This is a genomic window from Acinetobacter brisouii CIP 110357 (genome assembly GCF_000488275.1).
GTDB classification, from domain to species: Bacteria; Pseudomonadota; Gammaproteobacteria; order Pseudomonadales; family Moraxellaceae; genus Acinetobacter; species Acinetobacter brisouii.
This window is the reverse complement of the sequence record NZ_KI530763.1, coordinates 267,487-292,967: the sequence shown is the minus strand read 5'-3', so window position 1 is coordinate 292,967 and position 25,481 is coordinate 267,487. Positions and strand designations below refer to the sequence as shown.

The window sequence follows — 25,481 nt, the reverse complement described above, 5'->3', positions numbered from 1 at the left end:
AGCCATAACTTTTTAATCTAAAACATGTTAAAAATAACGGGTTGTCTAAAATGATTAAGGAAAGGTGAAACATGGCGTATTATGGCGATTCTGACGCGCAAGAAACCCTAGAATGGGAAGATGCTTTTGATTCAGTGTTACAACATATGGGAACAGAGCGAGCAGCCTTCTTATTAGAAAAACTCTATCAGCGTGCAATTGCTAAACACGTTCCTATTCAGCGCCTAAATACTCCATATCTAAATACCATTTCTGTAGAAGAACAACCTGCAATGCCGGGTGACCAAGACATGGAACGCCGTATCCGTGCTTTGATTCGTTGGAATGCGCTGGCGATGGTGTTACGTGCCAACAAAACAGGTGATGATTTAGGTGGTCACTTGGCAAGTTTTGCATCTTCAGCAACCTTGTATGATGTAGGTTTTAACCACTTCTTCCGTGCAAGCAATGATAACTTTGGCGGCGACATGATCTATTATCAAGGTCACTGTGCACCAGGGATTTATGCACGTTCATTCTTAGAAGGTCGTTTGACTGAAGAACATTTGAACAACTTCCGTCGTGAAGTTGCAGGTGTTGGTTTACCATCGTATCCACATCCATATTTAATGCCTGATTACTGGCAGTTCCCAACGGTTTCAATGGGTCTTGGTCCAATCATGTCGATTTACCAAGCGCATATTCAAAAATACTTGATGAACCGTGGCTTGATTAAAGAAGAAGACCGTAAAGTCTGGGCATACCTTGGCGACGGTGAAATGGACGAGCCAGAGAGCTTGGGTGCGATTTCACTGGCAGGTCGTGAAAAACTGGATAACCTGATTTGGGTTGTCAACTGTAACTTACAGCGTCTCGATGGTCCTGTACGTGGTAACGGTAAAATCATTCAAGAACTCGAATCACTATTCCGTGGTGCAGGCTGGCGTGTGATTAAAGTGGTTTGGGGCCGTCATTGGGATCCATTACTGGATAAAGATGAATCAGGCGCTTTAAAAGCAGTAATGGAAGAAGCAGTTGATGGTGATTTTCAACGCTACCAAGTAAAAGGTGGTGCATATACACGTGCGCACTTCTTTGGTAAATACCCAGAAGCTGAAGCCTTGGTTAAAAACTTAAGCGATGAAGATATTGATAACCTGAACCGTGGTGGTCACGACCCGTACAAAGTTTTTGCTGCATATGCAGAAGCGACCAAAGCTAAAGGTCAACCTACTGTAATCTTGGCAAAAACTGTCAAAGGTTATGGTCTGTCTGAAGAAATTGAAGCGGTCAATAAAACGCACCAAATCAAAAAGATGCAAATTGAATCGTTGAAATATGTTCGTAACCGTTTCAACTTGCCATTTACAGATGAGCAACTTGAAGAGCTTCCATTCTATCGTCCTAGTGAAAACTCACCAGAGATGAAATACATGAAAGCACGTCGTGAGTCTTTGGGTGGTTATTTGCCTGCACGTCGTCGTGAAAGCGAATCTTTGGCGATTCCTGAACTATCTGTATTTGACTCAGTGTTGAGTGGTTCTGGTGGTAAAGAACAATCTACTACGATGGTGATGGTTCGTTTAATTGCTGCATTGTTGAAAGAGAAAGCGATTAAAGACCGCGTTGTGCCAATCGTTCCAGATGAAGCACGTACTTTTGGTTTGGAAGGGATGTTCCGTCAGCTCGGTATTTATGCCGCTCACGGTCAAAAATATACTCCAGAAGACCAAGAACAGTTGATGCATTACCGTGAAGCAAAAGACGGTCACATGTTACAAGAAGGGATTAACGAAGCAGGTGCGATGAGCGCATGGGCTGCGTTGGCAACCAGTTATTCAACCAATAACTTGCCAATGATTCCAATGTACATGTACTACTCTATGTTTGGTTTCCAACGTATTGGTGATATTGCATGGGCAGCAGGCGATGCACAAGCACAAGGTTTCTTGTTGGGTGCAACTGCGGGTCGTACCACACTGAACGGTGAAGGCTTACAGCACCAAGACGGTCATTCACATATCTTGGCAAATACTATTCCAAACTGTATCTCGTATGATCCATGTTTTGGTTATGAGTTGGCTGTGATCGTACATGACGGTTTAAAACGCATGTATGTCAATCAAGAGCGTGTGTTCTATTACTTAACCGTGATGAACGAAAACTACGAGCATCCTGAAATGCCAGATGGTGCTGAGGAAGGCATTAAACGTGGTATGTACTTGTTCGAAAAAGATGAAAAAGCAACAGTTCAGTTGATGGGTTCTGGTGTGATTCTTCGTGAAGTGATTAAAGCTGCGAAAATCTTACGTGATGAATATCAAATCCATTCAAACGTATGGAGTGTAACAAGCTTCAACGAATTGGCACGTGATGGTATGGCATGTGAAGAATACAATCGCCTACATCCTGTTGCTGAAGAAGTGAAAGAATCTTGGGTATCTCAACAGTTGCGTGGTACAGAAGGTATTGTGGTTTCTGCAACAGATCACGTGCGTGCGTATAGTGAACAAATCCGTGCCTATCTTCCAGATGGTCGTCCATTTGTTGCATTGGGTACAGACGGTTTTGGTCGTTCAGATACACGTGCGAACTTACGTAGTTACTTCGGTGTAGATGCTGCGCATATCGTAGTTGCAACTTTGAAAAAGTTGGCTGATGAAGGCGAAGTTGATGCACGTTTAGTCAAAGATGCGATTTCTAACTTTGAATTGGATACAGACCGTCCAGTGGCATGGGCACCGCAAGCAACACCTGAACTGCATGCTGTTGCAGACTATAAAGAGGAGAACTAATCATGCAAATTACGACTCCTGATATCGGTGTAGATAAAGCAACAGTCGCTGAAATTTTAGTTAAAGTTGGTGACAGCATTGCTGAAAATGACAGTTTGGTTTTGCTTGAATCAGATAAAGCCTCTGTTGAAGTGCCTAGCACTTCAGCAGGTGTGGTAAAAAGTATCTTGATCAAAGAAGGCGATAGCGTTACTGAAGGTACGGTATTGCTTGAGCTTGAAACAGCAGGCGCAGCGCCTGCTGCCAAAGCAGAAGAAGTGGCAAAACCTGCTCCAGTGGCTGAAACAGCAGCTCCTGTTGCAGCACCACAAACTGTGGCTCAACCAGCAGTAACCAGCAGCCAAGTGGTTGAAGTTCAAGTACCTGACATTGGTGTAGAAAAAGCCCTTGTTGCTGAAATCTTGGTAAAAGTCGGCGAGAGCATTGCAGAAAACGACAGTCTTGTTTTGCTTGAGTCTGATAAAGCCTCTGTTGAAGTGCCAAGTACAGTGTCTGGTACGATTGAAAGCATTGAAGTTAAACAAGGTGACAGCGTTAAAGAAGGCGTGGTTTTAATTAAGGTTAAAACAACTTCTGCTGCTGCACCAGCACCTGTTGCACCATCAGTAGAAACACCAGCACCTGCTGCAGTTGCTCAAGCTGCTGCTCCAGTACAACAGGCACAACCTGCAGGCGATGTTGAAATTCAAGTGCCTGATCTGGGTGTAGATAAAGCGGTTGTGGCTGAAATCTTGGTTCAGGTCGGCGATAAAGTTGAAGTGGATCAAAGCCTAGTTGTAGTTGAGTCTGACAAGGCGACGGTTGAAGTCCCGAGTACTGTCGCAGGTGTAGTGAAAGCCATTCACCTACAGTCTGGTCAAAGCGTATCACAAGGTGTCTTGCTTGCAACGATTGCGGCAGAAGGTCAAGCGGCTGCACCAGTGGCGGCAGCAACGCCTGGACCTGCTGCAACAAAAGCAGAAACTGTACCAATGGCAGCACCAGCAGCCAAAGTTGAAGCTCCAGTCGCAGCAACTCAAGGTGCCGATAAGCTGACCAAAGAACAGCAAGCTGCAAATGCGAAAGTTTATGCAGGCCCTGCGGTTCGTAAGCTAGCACGCGAACTTGGTGTGATCTTGGCACAGGTGAAAACATCTGGCGAGCATGGCCGCGTCATGAAAGACGACGTTTATGCCTATGTGAAACAGCGTTTGACAGCGCCTGTTGAAGCACCAAAAGCGGCTGCCGCAGCAGTTGCATCAGGCTTGCCATCATTACCAGACTTCAGTGCATTTGGTGGTGTTGAAGAGAAAGTTCTGACTCGTTTACAACAAGTTTCAATTCCGCAACTGTCATTGAATAACTTTATTCCTCAAGTGACGCAATTTGACCTTGCTGATATTACTGAGCTTGAAACATGGCGTAATGATCTTAAAGGCAACTTTAAGAAAGAAGGCATTAGTCTGACCATTATGGCATTCATCATTAAAGCGGTTGCGCACTTACTCAAAGAAGAGCGCGAATTTGCAGGCCACTTGGCAGATGATGGTAAATCTGTGTTGTTACGCAACGAAATCCATATGGGTATTGCAGTTGCAACCCCAGATGGTTTGACGGTTCCTGTACTACGTAACCCAGACCAAAAAACCATTAAGCAAATTGCAGTTGAGTTAGGTGAGCTGAGTAAGAAAGCGCGTGATAAAAAATTATCACCAAAAGACTTACAAGGTGCGAACTTTACCATTACAAGCTTGGGCGCAATCGGTGGTACAGCGTTTACCCCATTGGTGAACTGGCCACAAGTTGCGATTTTGGGTATTTCTCCTGCAACCATGCAACCTGTATGGAATGGTAAAGAGTTTGAGCCACGCTTGATGTTGCCATTGTCATTGTCTTATGACCACCGCGTGATTAATGGTGCAGATGCTGCGCGCTTTAGCAATAAGTTGACCAAACTATTGGCTGACATTCGTAGTTTGTTGCTCTAATTTTCAGCTAAACTAAAATTTAAAACCTCGCCATGGCGGGGTTTTTTTTATGCACATTATTTAAAAAATACGTCTAATGGTGTCTTCTCAAAGATTCAAAAAAACATAAAATAGCTGAAAATAAAAGCAATTTGGTCATTAAGATGAAAGACAAACTACCTGATGTTTGGGGATATTTAAAGATGATGCTGCCATTTGTGCTGCTTGTCTTACTGCTGATGTTTATGTGGGTGAGCCTTTTGAGTTTTCCTTGGACATGGGTCAGTTATAGCGTGTTGGGGATTGAGGCGGTTGCTGCAATTTTTGTCTTATTTATTGAATATGACGGGATGAAAGTACAGGGTGCTGCGGGTTGGACCAGCTTCGGTTTCGTGGGATTAAGTTTATATTTTGCATTTTTATTGGGACTCATACGTTTAATGGTCTGGGGTTATTTTAAATTTTTTTCCTGATTTGATTTTTAGAGCATTGGCATCGTTCAGTTGCTTTATCTTTATAAGTAGTTTCTCGTTGTATGTCTTTTTTGGGAGAGAAGCAGGGGAAAGGAAAAATAGATATGAAGTTACTGGATTGAACAGATGGGATTCAATTTATTTTTTTATTGGGTCGTAAAAGAAATGTTTTGAAAAATAAATTTAGATTTATATAATAACCACACACTTCATTGGGGAGTAGCCGCTATTTACGTTTGTAAATAGATGATGGTCAACATACTTGTTCTGAACCGAACATGGTCATCATAGCAAAGAACCAAATGAGCTTTTCACCAAGCTTTCTTTTGTTGGCAAGACCTTTGATTTATCACTCTGCGATCAGATCATCTGATCATGGCTAGCAGGAGGGGTAAGTCATAGGCAAATTTTGCTAGCCAGAGAAAATTTATGCTAACTTTCCTGTTCTCTCTTGGAGCCGTGTTTATCTCAGAAATTGGTGATAAAACACAACTTCTCGCTCTTCTGCTTGCTGCACGTTTTCGTAAACCGATTCCTATTTTAATTGCAATTTTGGCAGCCACCACGCTGAACCATGGTTTGTCTGCTGTTTTAGGTCAGTGGCTTACCCAAGTTATTCCTCAGGACGTCATGATCTGGATTTTGGCACTCGGCTTTATTGCGATGGCAGCCTGGATGCTGATTCCCGATTCAATTGAAGAAGAATCTGATGGTATTGCTAAATGGCAACATCTAGGTGTCTTTGGTGCAACCTTTATTCTGTTCTTTTTGGCAGAAATCGGCGATAAAACCCAAATTGCAACGGTTGCTTTGGCTGCACAATTCCATAGTGTTATTCTGGTAATGCTGGGTACTACGGTGGGGATGATGCTTGCCGATGGTCCTGCTGTCTTTATTGGTAATAAACTGGCGGACAGACTGCCAATTGCGCTGATTCATAAGTTTGGTGCATTTATTTTTCTTGCAGTCGGTGTGGTTACACTGGCACAGCACTATTGGTCGGCAATTTTTTAATTTGATAAAAAAGACTCAATTTTTTTGAGTCTTTTTGACTATTTAGCAAATTTTGTTAAAGATTTTTAATCATCTGTGATTGTATGTAAATCAAAATCCATATAACTTATACGTGATAATAATTTAGTCATTTTTTTGGGGCCTAGGAAAGATGTTTGAACGTACAACATCGCAGGTACTGTTTGATAACGGTACACATAAATGCATTAGCTTCACAAGTCTAGTTAAAGGCGAAGGTGTACAAGCCAACCAGTTTTTAATCATTGACCATGAACGCGCAGCAGTCCTAGATCCAGGTGGAGATTTAACCTACGTCCCACTGACGATGGAACTCAATAAATATACCAAACTGAAGAACTTAGACTATGTCATGGCATCGCATCAGGATCCTGACATTATTACTTCTATGCCACGCTGGTTAGTGTATACCGATGCAAAAATTGTGGCTTCTAAACTTTGGGCACGTTTTTTACCCCACTTGAATTCGTCATTTATGAGTGACCGTATGAAAGGTAGTTGGGAAGAACGTCTGATTGAGCTTCCTGACCAAGGTCAGCGTATTCCATTGGGTAATAGTGTTCTTGTCGCGATTCCTGCGCATTTTCTGCATTCTGTGGGGAATTTCCAGTTTTATGATCCAGTCGCTAAGATCTTGTTTTCAGGTGATATGGGCGCATCAATGGTGGATGACGCTAATCTGCCAATTGAAAACTTTAGTGACCATATTCCAAAAATGAAGGGTTTCCACCAGCGTTATATGGGAAGCAATTCAATCATTCGTTTATGGGTCAAGATGGTTCGCCAGTTGGATCTAGAGATGATCGTGCCACAACATGGTACGGCATTTATAGGTAAAGAGCAGGTGAATCAGTTCCTGGACTGGATTGAAAATCTTCAATGCGGTATTGACCTGATGAATGACCGAATTTTCAGCGTACCGCTTTAAGTTGTGTCTAAATTGCAAAAAACCCAAGGCATTTGGGTTTTTTGCAGATTTTCATTTCTCCGAACATGCATTTTTAAGAGAAATTTGTTTATAATAGCTCACGGAATTTACCAGTGAGTTTGTTATGCTGACCATCGTTCAAGAAGCGCTAACCTTCGATGATGTCTTATTAGTCCCTGCCTATTCTACTGTCCTCCCAAAAGATGTTTCTCTTAAGTCACGCCTAACTCGTGGCATTCAGCTCAATATTCCTCTCGTTTCTGCTGCTATGGATACAGTGACTGAGTCACGTATGGCAATTGCTATGGCGCAAAATGGTGGTATTGGTATTCTTCATAAAAACATGGATATTGCAGCCCAAGCCGCTGAAGTACGCCGTGTGAAAAAATTCGAAGCAGGTATGGTGAAAGACCCGATTACGGTTACACCAGCTACAACTGTGCGTGAATTGATCGAAATTACCAAAGCAAACAACATCAGTGGTGTGCCTGTAGTGCAGGATGGCAAAGTTGTCGGGATCGTAACAGGTCGTGATGTACGCTTTGAAACCCATCTTGAGCAACCTGTTAGCAATATTATGACGCCGCAAGAGCGTTTGGTAACAGTAAAAGAAGGTGCCTCTAAAGAAGAAATTCAAGCCTTGCTACAAAAGCATCGCATTGAAAAAGTTTTGGTTATCGATGATAGCCATGCTTTAAAAGGCTTAATCACCGTAACGGATTTCCGCAAAGCGGAATCTTTCCCGAACTCTTGTAAAGATGATTTGGGTCGCTTGCGTGTAGGTGCAGCAGTCGGTACAGGTGTTGAAACGCCTGCACGTGTTGAGGCTCTTGTTGATGCAGGTGCTGACGTGATTGTTGTAGATACAGCACATGGTCATTCAGCAGGTGTGATTGAACGTGTACGTTGGGTTAAACAAAACTATCCACAAGTTCAAGTCATCGGCGGTAACATTGCCACTGGCGATGCTGCTTTGGCATTGCTTGATGCAGGGGCGGATGCAGTGAAAGTGGGGATTGGTCCTGGCTCAATCTGTACGACACGTATTGTTGCAGGTATCGGGGTTCCACAAATCTCTGCAATTGACAATGTAGCAAGTGCGTTGAAAGATCAGATTCCATTGATTGCTGATGGTGGTATCCGTTTCTCTGGTGATATGGCGAAAGCGATTGCTGCAGGTGCAAGTACGATTATGGTCGGTTCACTCATGGCAGGTACTGAAGAAGCACCTGGTGAAGTTGAATTCTTCCAAGGTCGTTACTACAAAGCTTACCGTGGTATGGGGTCTTTGGGTGCAATGGCAGGTTCTTCAGGTTCTGCGGATCGTTATTTCCAAGATGCTAAAGCTGGTGCTGAGAAACTGGTTCCAGAAGGTATTGAAGGTCGTGTGCCTTATAAAGGCCCAATGAGTGCAATCGTACATCAAATGATGGGCGGTTTACGTTCTTCAATGGGTTATACCGGTTCTGCGAGCATTCAGGATTTACGTGAAAACGCCAAATTTGTAAAAATTACCTCAGCAGGTATGCAAGAGTCTCACGTACATGATGTGACCATTACTAAAGAAGCGCCAAATTACCGTGTAGGTTAATAAGACGTTTTTAGTAAAAAAAATATGTAAAAAGCCGTCATAAACTGACGGCTTTTTTGATATGGTGTAAAGTATTACAAATTATGTATGACGAAACAGGGTTTGTTCAACAAACCTAAGAACACCAGTGAGAACAGCATGAGTTATTTTGGCACAGACGGAATTCGTGGAAAATTTGGTCAGCTTCCAATTACGCCAGAATTTGCATTGAAACTGGGTTTTGCAGCAGGAAAAGTTCTTAAAAAACAAGATCCAACGCATAAACCTGTGGTAGTAATGGGGAAAGATACCCGTTTATCCGGTTATATTTTAGAGTCAGCACTACAAGCAGGCCTTAATGCAGCAGGTGTCTATGTACATTTGCTTGGGCCACTGCCAACGCCTGCAATTGCGCATCTGACACGCGCTTTGCATGCTGATGCAGGCATTGTCATTTCAGCTTCACATAATCCATATTATGACAATGGAATTAAATTTTTCTCAGGCGAAGGTAAAAAACTGCCTGATGACGTACAAAATGCGATTAACCAAGAATTACAAAAAGATATCGTGATTGCTGACACCGCGCAGCTCGGAAAAAGTGTCCGTGTTAAAGATGCCAATGGACGTTATATCGAATTTTGTAAATCAACGTTCCCTTATCATTTCAATTTACGTAATTTACGGATTGTGGTGGACTGTGCCAATGGCGCTGGCTATAACGTTGGGCCTGCCGTATTTTTAGAATTGGGTGCTAAAGTCACTGCGATTTATAATGAGCCAAACGGTTTGAATATTAATGAAGATTGTGGCTCAACCCATCCAGGCAATTTGCAGAAAGCGGTTCTTGAGCATGAAGCCGATATCGGGATTGCTTTTGATGGTGATGCTGACCGCGTGATCTTGGTTGATAAATTCGGTAACCTGATTGATGGCGATCACATTCTGTATATTCTGGCGACTCAAGCCTCGCAGAAGCCCAAAGGTATTGTGGGTACTGTGATGAGTAATATGGCACTGGAGTTAGCATTACAAAAAGCCAATGTACCATTTGTCCGTGCAAAAGTCGGTGACCGCTATGTTTTACAAGCACTTGAAGATAATCAATGGGTGATTGGTGGTGAACCTTCAGGGCATATTTTGACCCTCGATAAAAGCACTACAGGCGATGCGATTATTTCTGCACTGCAAGTGTTAACCGTGATGGTTGAACAAAACAAAGCACTACATGAATTAGTGGAAGGTTTTCACTTGTTCCCGCAAGTGCTGGTCAATGTCCGTTTAGAACAGATGATTGATCCGTTTTCAATCCCTGCTTTGGTGGCTGAATTCGAGAAAGCTGAGCAGCAATTGCAAGGACGAGGACGGATTCTGATCCGTAAGTCAGGTACTGAACCTTTGATTCGTGTCATGGTTGAAGGGGATCAATTACAAGAAGTGACCGATCTGGCGAATCACTTGGCAGATCTTATTCGTCAACATGCTTAGGGGAAGCAATGATGAAAGATGTAATTAAAGATTTAAGTGAACTACGTTTAAGCTATGAGCAAGGCGAGCTACTTGAAACTCAAGTGCAGCTTCATCCGCATCAACAGTTTTTAGACTGGTTTAACTTTGCCTTGGCTGCCAATTTGCATGAACCCTATGCGATGTCTGTGGCAACTGCAGATGCTCAAGGGCGACCACATGTGCGTACTCTGTTATTGCGCGGTGCAACTGAAACAGGCTATGACTTTTATACCAATTATGACAGTCAGAAAGGTTTGGACTTGGCTGCCAATCCTTATGCAGAGTTTTTGTTTTACTGGCCAAGCCTAGAGCGTCAGGTACGTATTCATGGCCGAGTGAGTAAAATCGCTGAAGCAGAATCTACTGACTATTATCATAAACGTCCGCGCGATAGCCAAATTGCCGCACATATCAGCACCCCACAAAGCGGAGTTATTTCAGGGCGTAAAGAGTTACAACAACGTTTTGAAACTTTGCACGATGCTGTGGCTGAAGAAACCGAGTTGAAAAAACCTGAGTTCTGGGGTGGTTATCGTTTGCAGCCTGAAAGCTATGAATTTTGGCAAGGTCGTCCAAACCGTCTACATGACCGTTTGCGTTATGAATTGCAAGATGGACAGTGGATTCTGCAACGTTTAATGCCATAAATGAAAAAAATACAAATTAAACAAAGACCTTTGCTAACATGCCCTGAAGATTTTCAGGGCATGTTACCTTTTATCGCCCAAATTCTGGCGCGTCGTGGCGTGGCTTCGGTGCAAGAGTTAGATCTTAAACTTAAGCATTTACTGCCGCCAAAGCTCAAAGGATTGCAAACCGCGATTCAACTCATCGATGCTGCGATTGATCAACAGCAGCAAATTGTGATTGTCGGAGATTATGATGCCGATGGCGCAACCAGTACCGCATTGATGTTATTAGCCTTGCGTGACATGGGCGCAAAAGTTGATTATGTCGTGCCCGATCGCTTTAAGTATGGCTATGGCCTAACCCCGAAAATTGCAGATTTGGTACAGGAAAAATATCAACCAAAACTGATGATTACCGTTGATAATGGCATTTCCAGTCATGCAGGAGTAGAGCAAGCTCAGCAACATGGTATGCAAGTGATTATTACTGACCATCACTTAACGACTAAGCCGACACCCAATGCTGATGCTGTGGTCAATCCGAATCAACTTGGCTGTGATTTTCCGAGTAAGTCACTCGCAGGTGTAGGTGTTGCCTTTTATGTACTGGCGAATCTTGCCAGTTTGCGCCGCCAGCAGGGGAAACGTAGTAGTCAACTGACCCAATATCTGGATTTGGTGGCATTGGGTACTTATGCCGATGTTGCAAGTCTTGACTATAACAACCGTATTTTGGTGGATGCGGGTGTACAACGCATGCGTCAGCAGCAATGTCGTTTAGGCATATTGGCATTACTGGATATTGCGGGGCGTGACCCTGTAGAGCTACAGGCACAAGATTTGGGTTTTGTGCTTGGCCCCCGAATCAATGCTGCAGGGCGTATGGAAACCATGGACATAGGCATTGAATGTCTATTGGCACAAGACGCGCAGCAAGCGTACCAACTGGCACAGCAACTGCATCAGCTGAACCAAGAGCGCCGTCAGGTTGAATCACAAATCAAACAAGATGCCCTGCAAACTTTAGAGCAGATTCGTTTAGATCAGGAACATTTACCTGCGGCATTGGTAATGTTTGAGCCACATTGGCATCAAGGTGTTATTGGAATTGTTGCTGGTCGCCTGAAAGAACAGTTTCATCGCCCCAGTATTATTTTTGCGGCAGATGAAGATGGGATTCATCTCAAAGGTTCAGCACGTTCGATTGATGGTGTTCATATCCGCGATGCAATTGAACTGGTTGCCGAGCGTCATCCGCACTTGGTTCGTTATTTTGGTGGGCATGCGGCGGCGGCAGGCTTAACCATTGAAAAACAATATTTTGCTGAATTCCAGCAAGTCTTTAATGCACTGATTGCAGAGATGGATGCACAGTTATTTGAAGAAGTACTGTGGACAGATGGTGAATTGCCAAGTGATGCTTTGCAGCTACAAACTTTAGATGTGTTGGAGCAACTTGGCCCTTGGGGACAAAAATTTCCATTGCCGACTTTTGAAGGGACTTTTGCTGTTTTAGACTATCGTTGGCTGAAAGAGCGGCATTTAAAGCTTCGCCTAGGGATGGAAAATGGGCAAAGCCTTGATGCGATTGCCTTTAATGCGATTGATCGTTTTGAGTTTGATCCGATGCAAATGCAGGTTCGTTTGGTGTATCGACTAGAAAAAAATACGTTTAATGGCGCAACCAATTTGCAGTTGCATATCATTCATTTAGAACAATAAAAAAACCGCTCATATAGAGCGGTTTTTTTATGTGTGTGATTTTAGAAACGGTAAGATGCGCCTACACTATAGGTATTGTAGTCATCACCGAAGCCTAAACGACCATCGACACTGACGTTGTTGTTAAAGTATTTTTTCGCAGTTAAGCCCCATTGGTCTTGATTAATGGATTTATCTTTACTGTAATCTGCACCAATACTTAACGTTTTATCGATGTAGTAATCACCTGCCACATAGTACTGTTTATTTTCCTTGTCACCGAATACACCACGGGCTTCGAGGTTAATGTCATGTTGACCGATTTGAGTCACATATTTGGCACGTAAGGTTGGATCGACTCCATTGCTACCATGCTGGGTATCATAGCCTTGTGCACCTACTGCAACCAGTAAACCTGGTGCAGGTAAGTAGCCGACTTCAGCGTTATACAATGTTGTTTTGAGATTAATATTTGTATTATCGACTTTGAATTCGTTTCGTCCAACATTACCACCTAAGTAAAAGTCAGAGTTTGGAATGTAATATTCCACACCACCGCTGTAGGTGGTGTTTTTTGTACCACTGTTGTCACCATAGCTGGCATTGGCGTGTACGTTACTGGCACGGTCTAAAAATGCAGCTTCTGCCAAAGGCGCGTTACGGGTTTCTACAGGATTAAAATAATAAGTACCATTGACACCAAACTGACTGACGCCGCTGGCATGATCTGGGTCTAAGTAGTTATAAGAACCGCCAACTTCAGCTTGATAGGCATTTGCCACGCTAGTGACACTTAATCCTGCAAAAAGTGCTGTCGTTGCAATCAGTATTTTTTTCATATCACTTTCTCCTTAGAAAGCCTATTTTCATTTTTTGTTACATCTTTAAGTCTAGTAAAAAATACTCATGGGTCAATTATCGGAAAGTAATTGAACAGTACAAACGTAAGTACATGTAAAAAAATCAAATTAAATAATTGATAATTATTTAAAAAATAAAATGTAGCCGTTTATTAATAGTGTTGTGGTCTTGTGTTTTTAGCTCAAATAAACAGCAATTTTTTTGTTACAGAGTATGTAACCTGTTTTTGCAAGCAGGTCGTTGAGCCCCGAATCATCATGTTCTTTTTCAAAAATACCAGCATATCGTCAGATCAGACTCTATGTTAAAATGCCGAAAATTTTATGGCTGTAGAGAGAAATTTCACGTGGAAATCAATCCGTATCTAAACCAACTAAAAGATTTAACTGATCGTAGTCAAACACTACGGGGGTATCTTTGACTACGATCTGAAAAAAGAACGTTTAGAAGAAGTCCTACGTGAACTTGAAGACCCTGCGATCTGGAATGATCAAAGCCGTGCACAAGCGATGGCCAAAGAAAAAGGTGAGCTGGAAAACGTTTTAAATGTCCTTGATGGTTTGGCAACACAACTTGAAGATGCTCAAGCCATGCTGGATTTGGCTGTGGAAGCCGATGATGAAGGTCTGCTGGAAGATGTACAGGCTGAACTCACTTCGGCAGAAGAAGAACTGGCAAAACTTGAATTCCGCCGTATGTTTAGCAATCCAATGGACCCAAATCCATGCTATGTGGAAATTCAGGCAGGTTCGGGTGGTACAGAAGCACAAGACTGGGCTTCGATGCTATTACGTATGTATATGCGCTGGATCGAACGTCATGGCTTTAAAGCTGAACTGATGGAAGAATCGGACGGCGACGTTGCGGGGATTAAATCTGCAACCATTCGTGTGGAAGGTGAGTATGCCTATGGCTGGTTGCGTACCGAATCGGGTGTACATCGTTTAGTGCGTAAGTCACCATTTGACTCGGGTAACCGTCGCCATACATCGTTCTCTGCGGTATTTGTCTCTCCTGAAGTAGATGACAATATTGAAATCGATATCAATCCATCCGATGTACGTACCGATACTTACCGTGCTTCGGGTGCAGGTGGTCAGCATATTAACAAAACTGACTCTGCGGTACGTTTAACCCATATTCCAACAGGAATTGTGGTGGCATGTCAGAACCAGCGTTCACAACACGCCAACCGTGACCACGCGTGGAAACAGTTACGTGCCAAATTGTACGAACTGGAAATGAGCAAGCGTAATGAAGCTGCTCAAGCGCTTGAAGATTCAAAATCTGATATTGGCTGGGGTAGTCAGATTCGTTCTTATGTCCTTGATGACTCTCGGATTAAAGATTTGCGTACAGGTGTTGAAAACTCGAACACAGGTGCTGTTCTAGATGGTGATCTGGACAAATTTATTGAAGCGAGCTTGAAACAAGGGTTGTAATTGTTTCTTGCGGATCTCCAAAAAGCCAATGTAGGAATTTACATTGGCTTTTTTCTTGTTGCAGATTGCATCTGTTCTTTTGAGAAAATTTACGCATAATAGGCACAAATTTTTTGTGACTTCAGATTTGGATGATCCAGCCCGTTCCTTTTTTCAAAACTCCCTTTTGGTACAATTGGCTTTTGGCATGTATTAAGCCAATTTATCGCTGGCGTTTAAACAAACGCTCAGGGCATCTTGCTGATTTTCAAGATGAGTTAACGGAACGTTTTGGCCCTTTTCAACCTGCTAAAAACCGTCAGGTGATCTGGTTTCATGCCGTTTCTGTGGGTGAAACCAATGCGGCACAACCTTTGGTTGAGCATTATTTACAGCAAGGTCAGCCTGTTCTGATCACCAATACCACACGCACAGGTCAGGCACGGGCAAAAGCCTTGTTTGCGCAGCGTTACCCTGAACTGTTTCAAGCAGTCTTTTTACCAGTCGATCAGCAACCATTACTGGATGCTTTTATTGATTGTTACCAACCAAAAATTTTACTGCTCATGGAAACTGAGCTGTGGCCAAATCTGCTGCAATGTGTGGCACAGCGTGGTATTCCACAGCTTTTACTCAATGCACGCCTGTCTGAAAAATCTGCCAAAGGCTATGCCAAATTGAAACGCCTGACGTATCCGATGCTGAGTCAGTTAAACTGGATTGCGGCACAGGATCAGGCCACCTTGCAGCGTTTTGCCGATTTGGGGAAATCTGTGAGTGAGATGAGTGTGGTGGGCAATGTCAAATTTGACATTACCGCACCTGACTGGGTCGTGACCAAAGCAGCACAGCTCAAACAAGATTGGCAGTTAAGCCACCGCAAAATTATGGTACTTGCCAGTACCCATGCTCCTGAAGAACTGCAACTGTTAACTGAACTGAAAGCAGCATTACAGGCAGACCAAAATTTATTGTGTATTGTTGTTCCTCGCCATCCTGAGCGTTTTGATGAAGTTTTTCAGATTACGCAGCAATTGGGCCTAAATACCAAACGTCGTAGTTTGCAGCAGGCTATTGATGCCAATACTCAAGTCTATCTGGCAGACAGCATGGGTGAATTATGGTTATGGTATGCCTTGAGTCAGGTGGCCTATGTTGGTGGTTCACTCAATGAACCAGGGGGCGGGCATAATATCCTAGAGCCTGTAGCACTGGGTGTTGCGACGGTATTGGGTAAAAATTATTTTAATTTCCAAGTGATCGTGGATGAGTTCGTGAAACAAGATGCGGTCAACATTGTACAGGATGCGGTGCAAGCACAGGAGCAACTCCTTGCTCTGCTCGAAAATACTGACCAGCGTCAGCATATGCTGCAACATGCCACCACAATTTTGCACAGCAACCAAGGTTCGGTGCTGCGCCATATTCAACTCATTGATCAGTTCTTGGCAAGCGTATGAATCTGGTTTTGTTGGCTCAGCCACCCGAAAGTGATGTTTGGGCAATTCGCGAACCCCGTCAGTTACAACATTTGCAGCAACATCTGGATCTCAAAGTGGGTGATCAGCTTAAGGTGGGTATTCGGGAAGGCAAACGCTACCTGACTGAAGTACTGGCCGTTTCGGCAGAGCAAGTACTGGTCAAACCTGTACAGGAATTGGCGATTCCTGAAAAATTGCCCGTAACGCTCATTGTGGCTTTGCCTCGCCCGAAAGTGTTGCGTCGTCTGGTGATGGACAGTGTGACCTTGGGCGTGGAAAAGCTAGTACTGATCCATAGTTATCGGGTCGATAAAAGTTACTGGCAAACGCCATTTTTACAGCAGCTAGATGATTACGTTACACTGGGTCTGGAGCAAGCGGGTGATACGATTGTGCCTAAAATTGAGCTGTATCGCCGTTTCAAACCGTTCGTGGAAGATGTCTTGTCAGAGTGGACAACGGCAGAGTGTCCGAGTTTTGTGGCACATCCGTATGTAGAGCAGGGCATATCTGGCTTGCAGGCAACGCATTGCCAGTTATTGATTGGCCCTGAAGGTGGCTTTATTCCTTATGAGATTGATTTGCTCGAAAAAAACGGTTGCCAAAGTTTTAGCTTAGGCAACCGGATTTTAAGAACTGAAACAGCGGTCTCGTATATTTTGGGGCGTTTAACTGCCTGAGGCTTTGACAGCAATCTCATCGGTATGTGGCTCGGCACGATGAACTTTGACTTCACGAATTGGGTATGGAATCGAAATCTGATGTTCTTCAAAAGCCAGCATGACATGTTCCTGAATTTCACTGGCTGAGGCAGCAATCGTGGTTTCAGTTGTATCTACCCACCAGCGTACCGTCAGATTGACCGAGAAATCTGCCAAAGCCGTGACATTGACCGAGAACGCAGGCTGGCTCAACACATTGCGGTTTTCATCCAGAATTTTTAAAATAATTTCTTTGGCTTTTTTCACATCGTCTTCATAGCCAATCCCGACCACAAACTCACAGCGGCGACGCTGATAGGCTGTATTGACCGTAATCGCGCTGGTATAAACCGTGGCATTTGGAATCACGATGCGACGACCATCGTAAGAACGTAAAAAAGTGGCGCGAATCTGAATATCTTCAACCGTTCCTTCCAGACCATTACAGATAATGTCATCGCCAATACGGAAAGGTTCGCTGAGCAAAATTAACAGCCCTGATAGCAGGTTCTGAAAAATATCTTTAAATGCAAAACCGATGGCAACAGAACCGATTCCCAAAGCACTCATCAGTTGCCCAGGGGTGAAGCCAGGGATCGAAATCACGAGCGCAATCAGAAAACCAAAGAATAAAATGGCAGATGTACCGACGCGGTTGAGTACTAAAACCAGATTTTGGCGAGTATAGGAGCGATTTTCCAGCGTTTTACGCACAAAGAATTTAAACAGTTTGGTCAATAACCAGAAAATGATAAAGACCACAATGGCAATACAGATATAAGGAACACGTTCCCAGAAACTGTCCATGATCTTGTCGATCGTCGTATACGCATCATGGTACTTGCTGCTATGTTCCAATACTGTTTGCGTGGTTTTTTTGCCCGCTTCTTGTAGCAGTTGAGTGGTATCTTGTGCCACATTTTGTATGGTTGAGGATTGATGCTCTGCCACGTCGATTTGTTCCAAACTTCAAAGCGCTATATTTTGCCTTAAAAAGTATAAAGTTGAGTAAAGAAACGTAGAGTAATCTTAGAAATATTGCATACCATGCTTCATGATTTGATGTGGGCTGTCCAGTTCACCTGTACCCATCATGTAGGAAATACGCATACTGCTTGTAGCAAGGCTAATCAGAAATAGCAGGATCATCAGCCATGCACAGAGTTTCTCCCAAAAAGCAGTATGAGGAACTACGCCGTAATTGTTTGCATGAGGTGTTCCTCGCGCCAACACCAGATACAGGCTAAACAGAAGATTGAGCATCGGAATGAGGAGTAACAGGCTCATCCATCCGCTTTGATTCAGGTCATGTAAGCGCCGAATCATAAAGACAATGATGAGATAACTATACAACAAGAATAAAATGGATCCGCCAGACAACATGAAAAATGAAGGCGTTGGCAGATGAGCGGTGCGGAGCATCATCGTATTCCAGTTGATCAAATGCATGCCTTGTGCAGTCACGGAGAGTATGACAATAAACAGAAAATGCAAAAAACCAAAACGGGCAATATAGCTCAGACGACCAAGCCGACCTTCACAAGAGAAAAGTGTGGGAGCATGCTCGGGATTAGCCTTACCAAAAAAAGACGCTGAATTTTGAGATGGCATATGGTCTTTCCCTAGAATAAAGTCATCTACAAAAATTATACGATACTGGCGTGCCTTGTGTTGAAATATTGTACTTAAATAATCTTTATGGTGGAAAAATAACAAACAAAAACAACACGCATTTCATGATGAAACTGCGCCATCTACTCAAGGAAGTCAGTCTATGCAAGAAATTTATCCCGTTCCCGAAGAATTCAAAAAAACTGCGCGTACGCTGGAACACGAATACTTTCAGCGCTATCAACAATCGCTTGATGATCCAGATCATTTTTGGGCAGAGCAGGCTCGGCATATCGACTGGATCAAGCCATTTACACAAGTCAAAAATACCAGTTATGACCCTGAGCATTTTAAAATCGAGTGGTTTGCCGATGGTCAGCTCAATGTCTGTGCCAATTGTTTAGACCGACATTTAAAAGAACACCCGCATAAACCTGCGATTATCTGGGAAGGTGATCATCCTTCCCGACATAAAATTATTTCTTATAAAGAGTTGTATAGCGAAGTTTGCCGCTTTGCCAATGCCCTGAAAAAATATGGCATTTCTAAGGGCGATCGGGTGATTTTGTATATGCCGATGGTCAGTGAAGCCACCATTGCCATGTTGGCGTGCGCGAGAATTGGCGCGGTGCATTGCGTGGTATTTGGTGGTTTTTCTCCTGACGCGCTCGCGAGCCGAATCGAAGATAGTCAAGCCAAAATGGTGATTACGGCTGATGCGGGTATGCGTGGGGGCAAGTTGTTACCACTCAAACAAAATGTCGATCTGGCATTGGAACAATCAGGCACGGCAACAGTTGAGCATGTGATTGTGGTACATCGTACAGGCAATCCCATCAATTTTTATCCTGAACGCGACTTGTGGTATCACATGCTGCAAATGGAGGTCGATGAAATTTGCCCGCCTGAGCCGATGCAGGCTGAAGATCCACTGTTTATTTTGTATACCTCAGGTTCGACAGGCAAGCCTAAAGGTGTACTGCATACAACAGGGGGATACTTGGTGTATGCCGTGACGACATTTCGAGAAGTTTTTGATTTAAAACAGGATGATGTTTACTGGTGTACCGCCGATATTGGCTGGATTACGGGGCATTCCTACGCTGTTTATGCACCACTGGCAACAGGCACAATGACATTGATGTTTGAGGGAATTCCGCAATATCCAACATGGGCACGCATCGGACATATTATTGATAAACATAAAGTCACGATTTTATATACAGCACCGACTGCGATTCGCGCCATGATGCGTGAAGGCGATGCCTATGTGCGCGAAAGTAACCGTAGCACCTTACGCTTGCTGGCAACTGCAGGCGAACCGATTAACCCTGAAGCATGGCACTGGTTTTATGATGTTGTGGGTGAGGGGCGCTGCCCAATTTTAGACACATGGTGGCAAACTGAAACAGGCGGCATGATGATCACTCCTTTGCCTGGGGCAACCGCATTGAAACCAGGTTCGGCAACCCGTCCATTTTATGGGGTTCAGCCTGCATTGCTGGATGCAGAAGGTCATGAAATACAGGGCGTGGGTGAAGGTAATTTGGCTATTAAGGATTCATGGCCAGGTCAAATGCGCAGTATTTGGGGCAATCAGCAGCGTTTTATAGAAACCTATTTTCTGACCTATAAAGGCTATTATTTTACAGGAGATGGTGCGCGTCGTGATGCAGACGGTTATTACTGGATTACGGGGCGGGTAGATGATGTTTTGAATGTATCGGGGCATCGTTTGGGAACTGCCGAAATTGAGAGTGCGTTGGTTGCACACGAAGCAGTTGCAGAAGCTGCCGTGGTGGGAATGCCACACGAGGTTAAAGGTCAGGGAATTTGTGCTTTTGTTACCTTACAAGCTGATTATGTCGAGTCGGAGCAATTACGGGAAGCCTTGGTTCGATGGGTACGTAAGGTCTTGGGGCCGATTGCAACGCCTGATGCCATTTACTGGGCGAGTGCGTTGCCAAAAACCCGTTCAGGCAAAATCATGCGGCGTATTTTGCGTAAAATTGTGATGGGGGAACTCGATAGTCTCGGAGATACATCTACACTGGCAGACCCGCAGGTGGTTGATCAATTAATTGTAACTGTGATCGGGGAACCGCAAAAGTAGCCAATTTTTGTGGTGAAATAGCGAATATAGCTTAAATAAATGCCACTTTGATGTGGCATTGAACGCTTTTATTTATCATGCCATGATGAATAGAAAATAAATAAAAGATGTGTAGACTATGTAAACATCTTTTTGATTTATCTATAAAAATGCAGTATGTTAGGATTATGCTTAAGAAAAATAACCTGATCTTTAGATCATCATATATTGTTAATTTTTTTTGAGCAGATAGTAAAAAATGCAGAAACCTATCGAATCTCACAACAAAGTTGGTAAAAATTCGGTAATATTTGTATACATACATAAAGTTGTAGCATAGAGTGGAAGGCTAGGCTACGCCAAATATATAGCCAAATTGCTTATGAATATACTAATCGTTGATGATCATCCTCTGTTTCGTCACGCACTGATTCAAGCGGTGCGTTATAGCTTTCCGCAAGCTCAAATTCATGAAACAGCAGCGGTAAACGAGTTTTACGCACGCCTTGAAAATGGAACTGAACCAGATCTTGTCCTGTTGGACTTGAACTTGCCAGGCGCATCGGGTTTTTCGGCACTGGTACACGTTCGTGCTCAATATCCATCCATTCCGATTATTGTGGTTTCAGCACATGAAGAAGCCAGTATTATTCAGCGTGCAATTGCACATGGCGCAATGGGCTACATTCCAAAATCGGCTCATCCAAGCCATATTGGTGAGGCAATTCGCCAAGTGCTTGAGGGTGAAATCTGGTTACCACCCAATTTACCCGCCAACATCAGTTTTGACCCACGTGCGGCAGATGAAACTGCATTGGCAGAGCGAATTCAGTCATTAACTCCACAGCAGTTCCGTGTCTTGATGATGGTTGCTGAAGGTTTGCTGAATAAACAGATTGCCTATGAGCTTGATGTTTCTGAAGCGACGATTAAGGCGCATGTCACTGCGATTTTTAGAAAGTTAGGGGTACAAAACCGTACTCAAGCAGTTTTAGCTATCAGTGCATTGAACATTGATGAAAAGAAAATCTAATTTTTACAGCAGATTCCACCGAATTAAAAACACCCTCAATTGAGGGTGTTTTTTTATGCCTAACTCGGAAGTTTTAAACCCGATAACCATGCGCGCATCGATGCAGGTTTGAGCGGTTTTTTCAGCAACATAATGTTGAGTTGTTTTAAACGCTCTGGCAGTTCTGGATCGGAGTCTGCGGTAATGAGCGCGACAGGCGTATTGTCCTGACGATACTGCAAAATAAAGTCTAAACCACGTTGTTCCTGATTTAAATGTTGGTCAATCAGCCAGATCTGGATATTTTCCTGTTCAATCAGGCGTTTTGCTTCCTCAGGTTCGCGTGCCTTAAAGACCTGATGTCCCCATTTGCTGAGTAAGGTATTCATCCCTTCCAAAATGTTTTCATCATTGTCTAGACACAAAATTCTGTAGGTATTGTTTCTGAGCGGCATCATCTGAACAGGCGTAGCCGTAATCTTCGGTGCAGCGACGACAGGGGCTTCAATCATGAAGCATGAGCCGCGTTGCAGATGTGAATACACATGTACAGGATAGTTCAGCAAACTGGTCATACGCTGTACGATCGCAAGCCCTAAACCTAAGCCCTGTTCGCCCCATGGCGAGGTATGTCCGCAGCGCTCAAACTCTTGGAACAGTTTAATACGTTGCTCTTCAGCAATCCCGGGTCCTGTATCCCAAACACCAATCCGGATATGTTGCGGTTGTGATGCGGAGCGTAAAACGCCGACTACAATGCGCCCTTTTGCTGTGTAACGTAGGGCATTGCTAACAAAATTCTGAATAATACGACGAATCCACTGTGGATCGGTATCAATCCAGAACTGAGCATCATGAACATGAAACTCAATTCCACGCTGTGCTGCGATGGATTTAAACTGTAATTTTAAATCACTTAACAAATCGTGTAATGGATAGGCTTGGCGTTTTGGCTGAATAGTACCGCCTTCTAAACGGGCAATATCCAAAAGTGCAGACAGCATACTTTCCGCACCATGTAAGGCACGATCTAGTTGCTGCAAGGTTTGGCGATCTTCATCTGATTGAATGCTTTGCTCAAGCGCAGTACTAAACAGGCGTGCTGCATGCATTGGTTGCAGCAGGTCATGGCTGGCAGCAGCAATAAAGCGGCTTTTTGACATATTGGCGGTATCGGCTTGTTCACGCGCGAGCTGTTGTTCTTCTAAAGCATTTGCTAATTGTTGGGTACGTTCTTTGACACGTGCTTCAAGTGCGGCTTCATTTTCACGGAAAGCAGTAATATCAGCAAAAGTTGTGACAAAACCACCGCCTTCAATTGGATTACCACGCATCTGAATCACTCGTCCATCTTTACGAATGCGTTCAAATTCATGCGCGCTACCCACTTTCATCCAGTGAATCCGCTTGCGGACATGTTCTTCAATCGAACCTGGACCACATTCACCTCGTTCGGCATTGTAACGGATCAGGTCGGAAATCGGGCAGCCCACATAAACCAAATCTTTTGGATAATCAAAAAGCTTTAGATATTGGTTGTTCCATGCGACCAGACACATGTTGTCATCGACCACACTTACACCTTGGGTCATGTGGTCAATCATGGTCATGAGTAAGTTTTGGTTAAAGCGCTGCCACTGCGAAGCCTGATCGAGAATATTGGCAACCTGTGCCACACCTAAACCGTTATTGGCAAGTGCAGTCGTGAGAAGGGTACGCGCCGAGGCTGCACCAATTGTCCCTGCCAGATACTGCTCGGTAAAACGCCACCACATGCCATTGGCAACGCTATTGGTATTGAGTACTAAATAATTCTGATCACAAAATTGTTGAAAAGCGTGGATGGTTGGCCCTTCGCCTGTAATTCGTTTTGCCAGTGCCATAAGGTCGCTGACTTTTAAACGTGGGCTATCTGGATGGAAGTAGCCCATTTCATGATTGGAGTTTTGAGAAGGTAACGGCTTGGTTTCATAGTAAAAGAAACTTTCAGCTTGAATCTGTTCCGCAACACTTGGGCGGTAGGCTTTGGAAATCCAGATATATAAAATCGTATTCAACCCTAACGACCAGATTACGCCATGCGTGAGAGGTGCAAGTGATTCAAATCCAAACAATGCTTCAGGGCGCAAGCCATTAATACCAAATAAACCACCGTGTAAAACCTGAAAACTGAGCTCGGCGTATTCGCGTGGCAGGCTGCGTAAAATAGTTGGAAAGAGCAGTGTGTAAGCCCACATTAAAAAGCCAACCAGCAAGCCTGCATACACGCCTTGCTGACTGCCTCCACGCCAGTACAAGCCTCCGATTAACGCAGGTGCAAACTGGGCAACAGCACTAAATGCCAGTAAGCCAAAAACAGACAGCTGATTAATATCATTAAAGAAATGGAAGAATAAAAAACCCATCAGCATGACCGCTACAATACAAATACGGCGCGTGGTTTTAAGAACCAGTGGTAAACGGCGGTCATGACGTGACAGCATATTGAAACGCCATAATGCAGGCATAATCAGGTCATTACTCAGCATAATCGATAAAGCCACCGACGAAACCAGTAACATACCTGTTGATGCAGAAAAGCCACCAAGAAAGGCCAAAATAGTTAACCATTCATGGTTATAGCTCATTGGCAGGCTCAGTACAGCTAAATCTGGAATTTTGAGTAAATTGGGGTTGGCATGCAGTGCCCAGCTGGCAATTGGAAAAATAGTCAGCGTGGTCAGAATCAAATAGAGTGAAAACCATTTGCGCGCACCGCGAATATGTTTTTCATCACGTAGTTCAACAACAGCAACATGAAATTGGCGCGGCAAGCAAATAATCGCAAGTGCTGCGAGTAAAGTTTGTACCCAAAAAGTATCAGGAACGCCAGCCATTTGCACTTCATGGTATTGTTCTTGGATATCACGACTGATTTGTGAGATGTTGCTTGGCTGATCGGCGATAAAGAAAATGGCAACACAAACTAACGCAAACAGTTTTACAAATGATTCAAAAGCCACTGCCAGCATTAAACCACCATGCTGCTCAGTATTTGCCATTTGGCGTGTTCCAAAGACCATCGACAGCATGGCTAAAATGGCAGTGAGCACCAATACGGTATTTGTTGTTAAGTGTAAATCATTGTTTTCTGGTAATATTACTGAAATACTAAGAGCAATCGCACGGAGTTGTAATGCCAAGTAAGGTACAATCGCAACAACTGCCAGTACCGTGACTAAAGAGGCTAATGTCCCACTTTTGCCATAACGCGCAGCGATAAAATCGGCAATTGACGCAATCGCATGATGCTGGCGCACTCGTCCAATCCTGCGCCAAATATCATAACCCAGCCAAATAAATAACAGGGGGCCGAGATAAATTGGTAGGAAGATGATACCCTGACGGACAGCTGCGCCCGTTGCCCCATAAAATGTCCATGAAGAGCAATAAACACCGAGGGTTAGACTAAAGAGTAACATGCGACCGCGTGCATTTAGCCGGCTTGCATATTTCTCCCCAAAGAAAGCACAGACAAATAAAATCAGAATGTAAAGGGTTAATACCCCAATGATTACCCAGTTATTCATATTGATGGCTTATTAAGAATCTGTTGTTATCATACCTGAAGGTCGTGCCTGAACAAAAATGCTGCTTAAAAATTTAGCGACCAAAGTCTAACTGACTAAAAGCCTTAAATATTGATACCGTTAGAACACAGAAAAAACAATTAAAAATTGCGACCAAGGCTGGTTGTACAC

18 protein-coding genes and 1 riboswitch are annotated in these 25,481 nt (G+C 43.7%); of the genes, 14 read left to right on the top strand and 4 right to left on the bottom strand.

All coding sequences use genetic code 11. The features are described 5' to 3' along the window. Positions 1 to 71 precede the first annotated feature (71 nt). From aceE to recJ, 9 genes are all read left to right on the top strand, one after another. Complete coding sequence (gene aceE, locus P255_RS12185; protein ID WP_004902668.1) at positions 72 to 2,774, top strand: pyruvate dehydrogenase (acetyl-transferring), homodimeric type; 2,703 nt, start codon at positions 72 to 74, stop codon at positions 2,772 to 2,774. 2 nt (positions 2,775 to 2,776) lie between these two features. Next, positions 2,777 to 4,741 carry a 2-oxo acid dehydrogenase subunit E2 gene (locus P255_RS12180; protein ID WP_004902666.1) on the top strand — a complete coding sequence of 655 codons (1,965 nt, stop codon included), beginning with the start codon at positions 2,777 to 2,779 and terminating at the stop codon, positions 4,739 to 4,741. 143 nt (positions 4,742 to 4,884) lie between these two features. Next, on the top strand, positions 4,885 to 5,193 hold the full coding sequence (locus tag P255_RS12175) for a hypothetical protein (RefSeq protein ID WP_044450407.1): 309 nt from the start codon (positions 4,885 to 4,887) through the stop codon (positions 5,191 to 5,193). 202 nt (positions 5,194 to 5,395) lie between these two features. Further along, a riboswitch (yybP-ykoY riboswitch) is annotated at positions 5,396 to 5,540 on the top strand. A gap of 82 nt (positions 5,541 to 5,622) precedes the next feature. Beyond that, complete coding sequence (locus tag P255_RS12170) at positions 5,623 to 6,207, top strand: TMEM165/GDT1 family protein (RefSeq protein ID WP_004902663.1); 585 nt, start codon at positions 5,623 to 5,625, stop codon at positions 6,205 to 6,207. A gap of 151 nt (positions 6,208 to 6,358) precedes the next feature. Continuing rightward, the gene (locus P255_RS12165; RefSeq protein WP_004902660.1) at positions 6,359 to 7,153 is read left to right on the top strand and encodes an oxygen-binding di-iron domain-containing protein; all 795 of its coding nucleotides are present in this window, start codon (positions 6,359 to 6,361) and stop codon (positions 7,151 to 7,153) included. A 124-nt stretch (positions 7,154 to 7,277) separates the two neighbouring features. Next, a complete protein-coding gene (gene guaB, locus P255_RS12160) occupies positions 7,278 to 8,744 on the top strand; it encodes an IMP dehydrogenase (protein ID WP_004902658.1) in 1,467 nt (488 codons plus the stop codon). Positions 8,745 to 8,882: 138 nt separating this feature from the next. Beyond that, the gene (glmM, locus tag P255_RS12155; protein ID WP_004902656.1) at positions 8,883 to 10,211 is read left to right on the top strand and encodes a phosphoglucosamine mutase; all 1,329 of its coding nucleotides are present in this window, start codon (positions 8,883 to 8,885) and stop codon (positions 10,209 to 10,211) included. A gap of 11 nt (positions 10,212 to 10,222) precedes the next feature. Further along, on the top strand, positions 10,223 to 10,879 hold the full coding sequence (gene pdxH / locus P255_RS12150; protein WP_035365579.1) for a pyridoxamine 5'-phosphate oxidase: 657 nt from the start codon (positions 10,223 to 10,225) through the stop codon (positions 10,877 to 10,879). Next, the gene (gene recJ / locus P255_RS12145) at positions 10,880 to 12,583 is read left to right on the top strand and encodes a single-stranded-DNA-specific exonuclease RecJ (RefSeq protein WP_004902654.1); all 1,704 of its coding nucleotides are present in this window, start codon (positions 10,880 to 10,882) and stop codon (positions 12,581 to 12,583) included. A gap of 41 nt (positions 12,584 to 12,624) precedes the next feature. On the opposite strand, the gene P255_RS12140 is transcribed toward recJ, so the two are convergent. Beyond that, entirely contained in the window at positions 12,625 to 13,401 is a 777-nt protein-coding gene (locus P255_RS12140) for a putative porin (protein ID WP_004902653.1), read from the bottom strand. 323 nt (positions 13,402 to 13,724) lie between these two features. Here P255_RS12140 and prfB point away from each other — a divergent pair. The 3 genes from prfB to P255_RS12125 all read left to right on the top strand — a co-directional run bounded on the left by prfB (position 13,725) and on the right by P255_RS12125 (position 17,005). Next, positions 13,725 to 14,865, top strand: a protein-coding gene (gene prfB, locus P255_RS12135; protein ID WP_155756909.1) for a peptide chain release factor 2 whose coding sequence is annotated in 2 segments (ribosomal slippage) — positions 13,725 to 13,841 and positions 13,843 to 14,865 — 1,140 coding nt in all. Because the reading frame shifts where the segments join, the coding sequence is not laid out codon by codon here. Between the two features lie 131 nt (positions 14,866 to 14,996). Next, a complete protein-coding gene (locus P255_RS12130) occupies positions 14,997 to 16,304 on the top strand; it encodes a 3-deoxy-D-manno-octulosonic acid transferase (RefSeq protein ID WP_004902649.1) in 1,308 nt (435 codons plus the stop codon). Beyond that, positions 16,301 to 17,005: a 16S rRNA (uracil(1498)-N(3))-methyltransferase gene (locus P255_RS12125; RefSeq protein WP_004902645.1), complete on the top strand. Its 705-nt coding sequence runs from the start codon at positions 16,301 to 16,303 to the stop codon at positions 17,003 to 17,005. The genes P255_RS12130 and P255_RS12125 overlap by 4 nt, the downstream gene beginning before the upstream one ends. Here P255_RS12125 and P255_RS12120 read toward each other — a convergent pair. Together P255_RS12120 and P255_RS12115 are read right to left on the bottom strand one after the other, a co-directional pair. Then, positions 16,994 to 17,953, bottom strand: a complete 960-nt coding sequence (locus tag P255_RS12120) for a mechanosensitive ion channel family protein (RefSeq protein ID WP_370664281.1) — start codon at positions 17,951 to 17,953, stop codon at positions 16,994 to 16,996. The two genes, P255_RS12125 and P255_RS12120, sit on opposite strands and share 12 nt — an antisense overlap. A 102-nt stretch (positions 17,954 to 18,055) precedes the next feature. Beyond that, positions 18,056 to 18,637 carry a DUF805 domain-containing protein gene (locus P255_RS12115; RefSeq protein WP_004902641.1) on the bottom strand — a complete coding sequence of 194 codons (582 nt, stop codon included), beginning with the start codon at positions 18,635 to 18,637 and terminating at the stop codon, positions 18,056 to 18,058. 163 nt (positions 18,638 to 18,800) lie between these two features. Between P255_RS12115 and acs the strand changes: the two genes are divergently transcribed. Beyond that, positions 18,801 to 20,750: an acetate--CoA ligase gene (gene acs / locus P255_RS12110; protein ID WP_004902639.1), complete on the top strand. Its 1,950-nt coding sequence runs from the start codon at positions 18,801 to 18,803 to the stop codon at positions 20,748 to 20,750. 361 nt (positions 20,751 to 21,111) lie between these two features. After that, on the top strand, positions 21,112 to 21,762 hold the full coding sequence (locus P255_RS12105) for a response regulator (protein ID WP_004749972.1): 651 nt from the start codon (positions 21,112 to 21,114) through the stop codon (positions 21,760 to 21,762). A gap of 59 nt (positions 21,763 to 21,821) precedes the next feature. Here P255_RS12105 and P255_RS12100 read toward each other — a convergent pair whose 3' ends face one another. Beyond that, the gene (locus P255_RS12100) at positions 21,822 to 25,310 is read right to left on the bottom strand and encodes a hybrid sensor histidine kinase/response regulator (RefSeq protein WP_004902636.1); all 3,489 of its coding nucleotides are present in this window, start codon (positions 25,308 to 25,310) and stop codon (positions 21,822 to 21,824) included. Positions 25,311 to 25,481 lie beyond the last annotated feature (171 nt).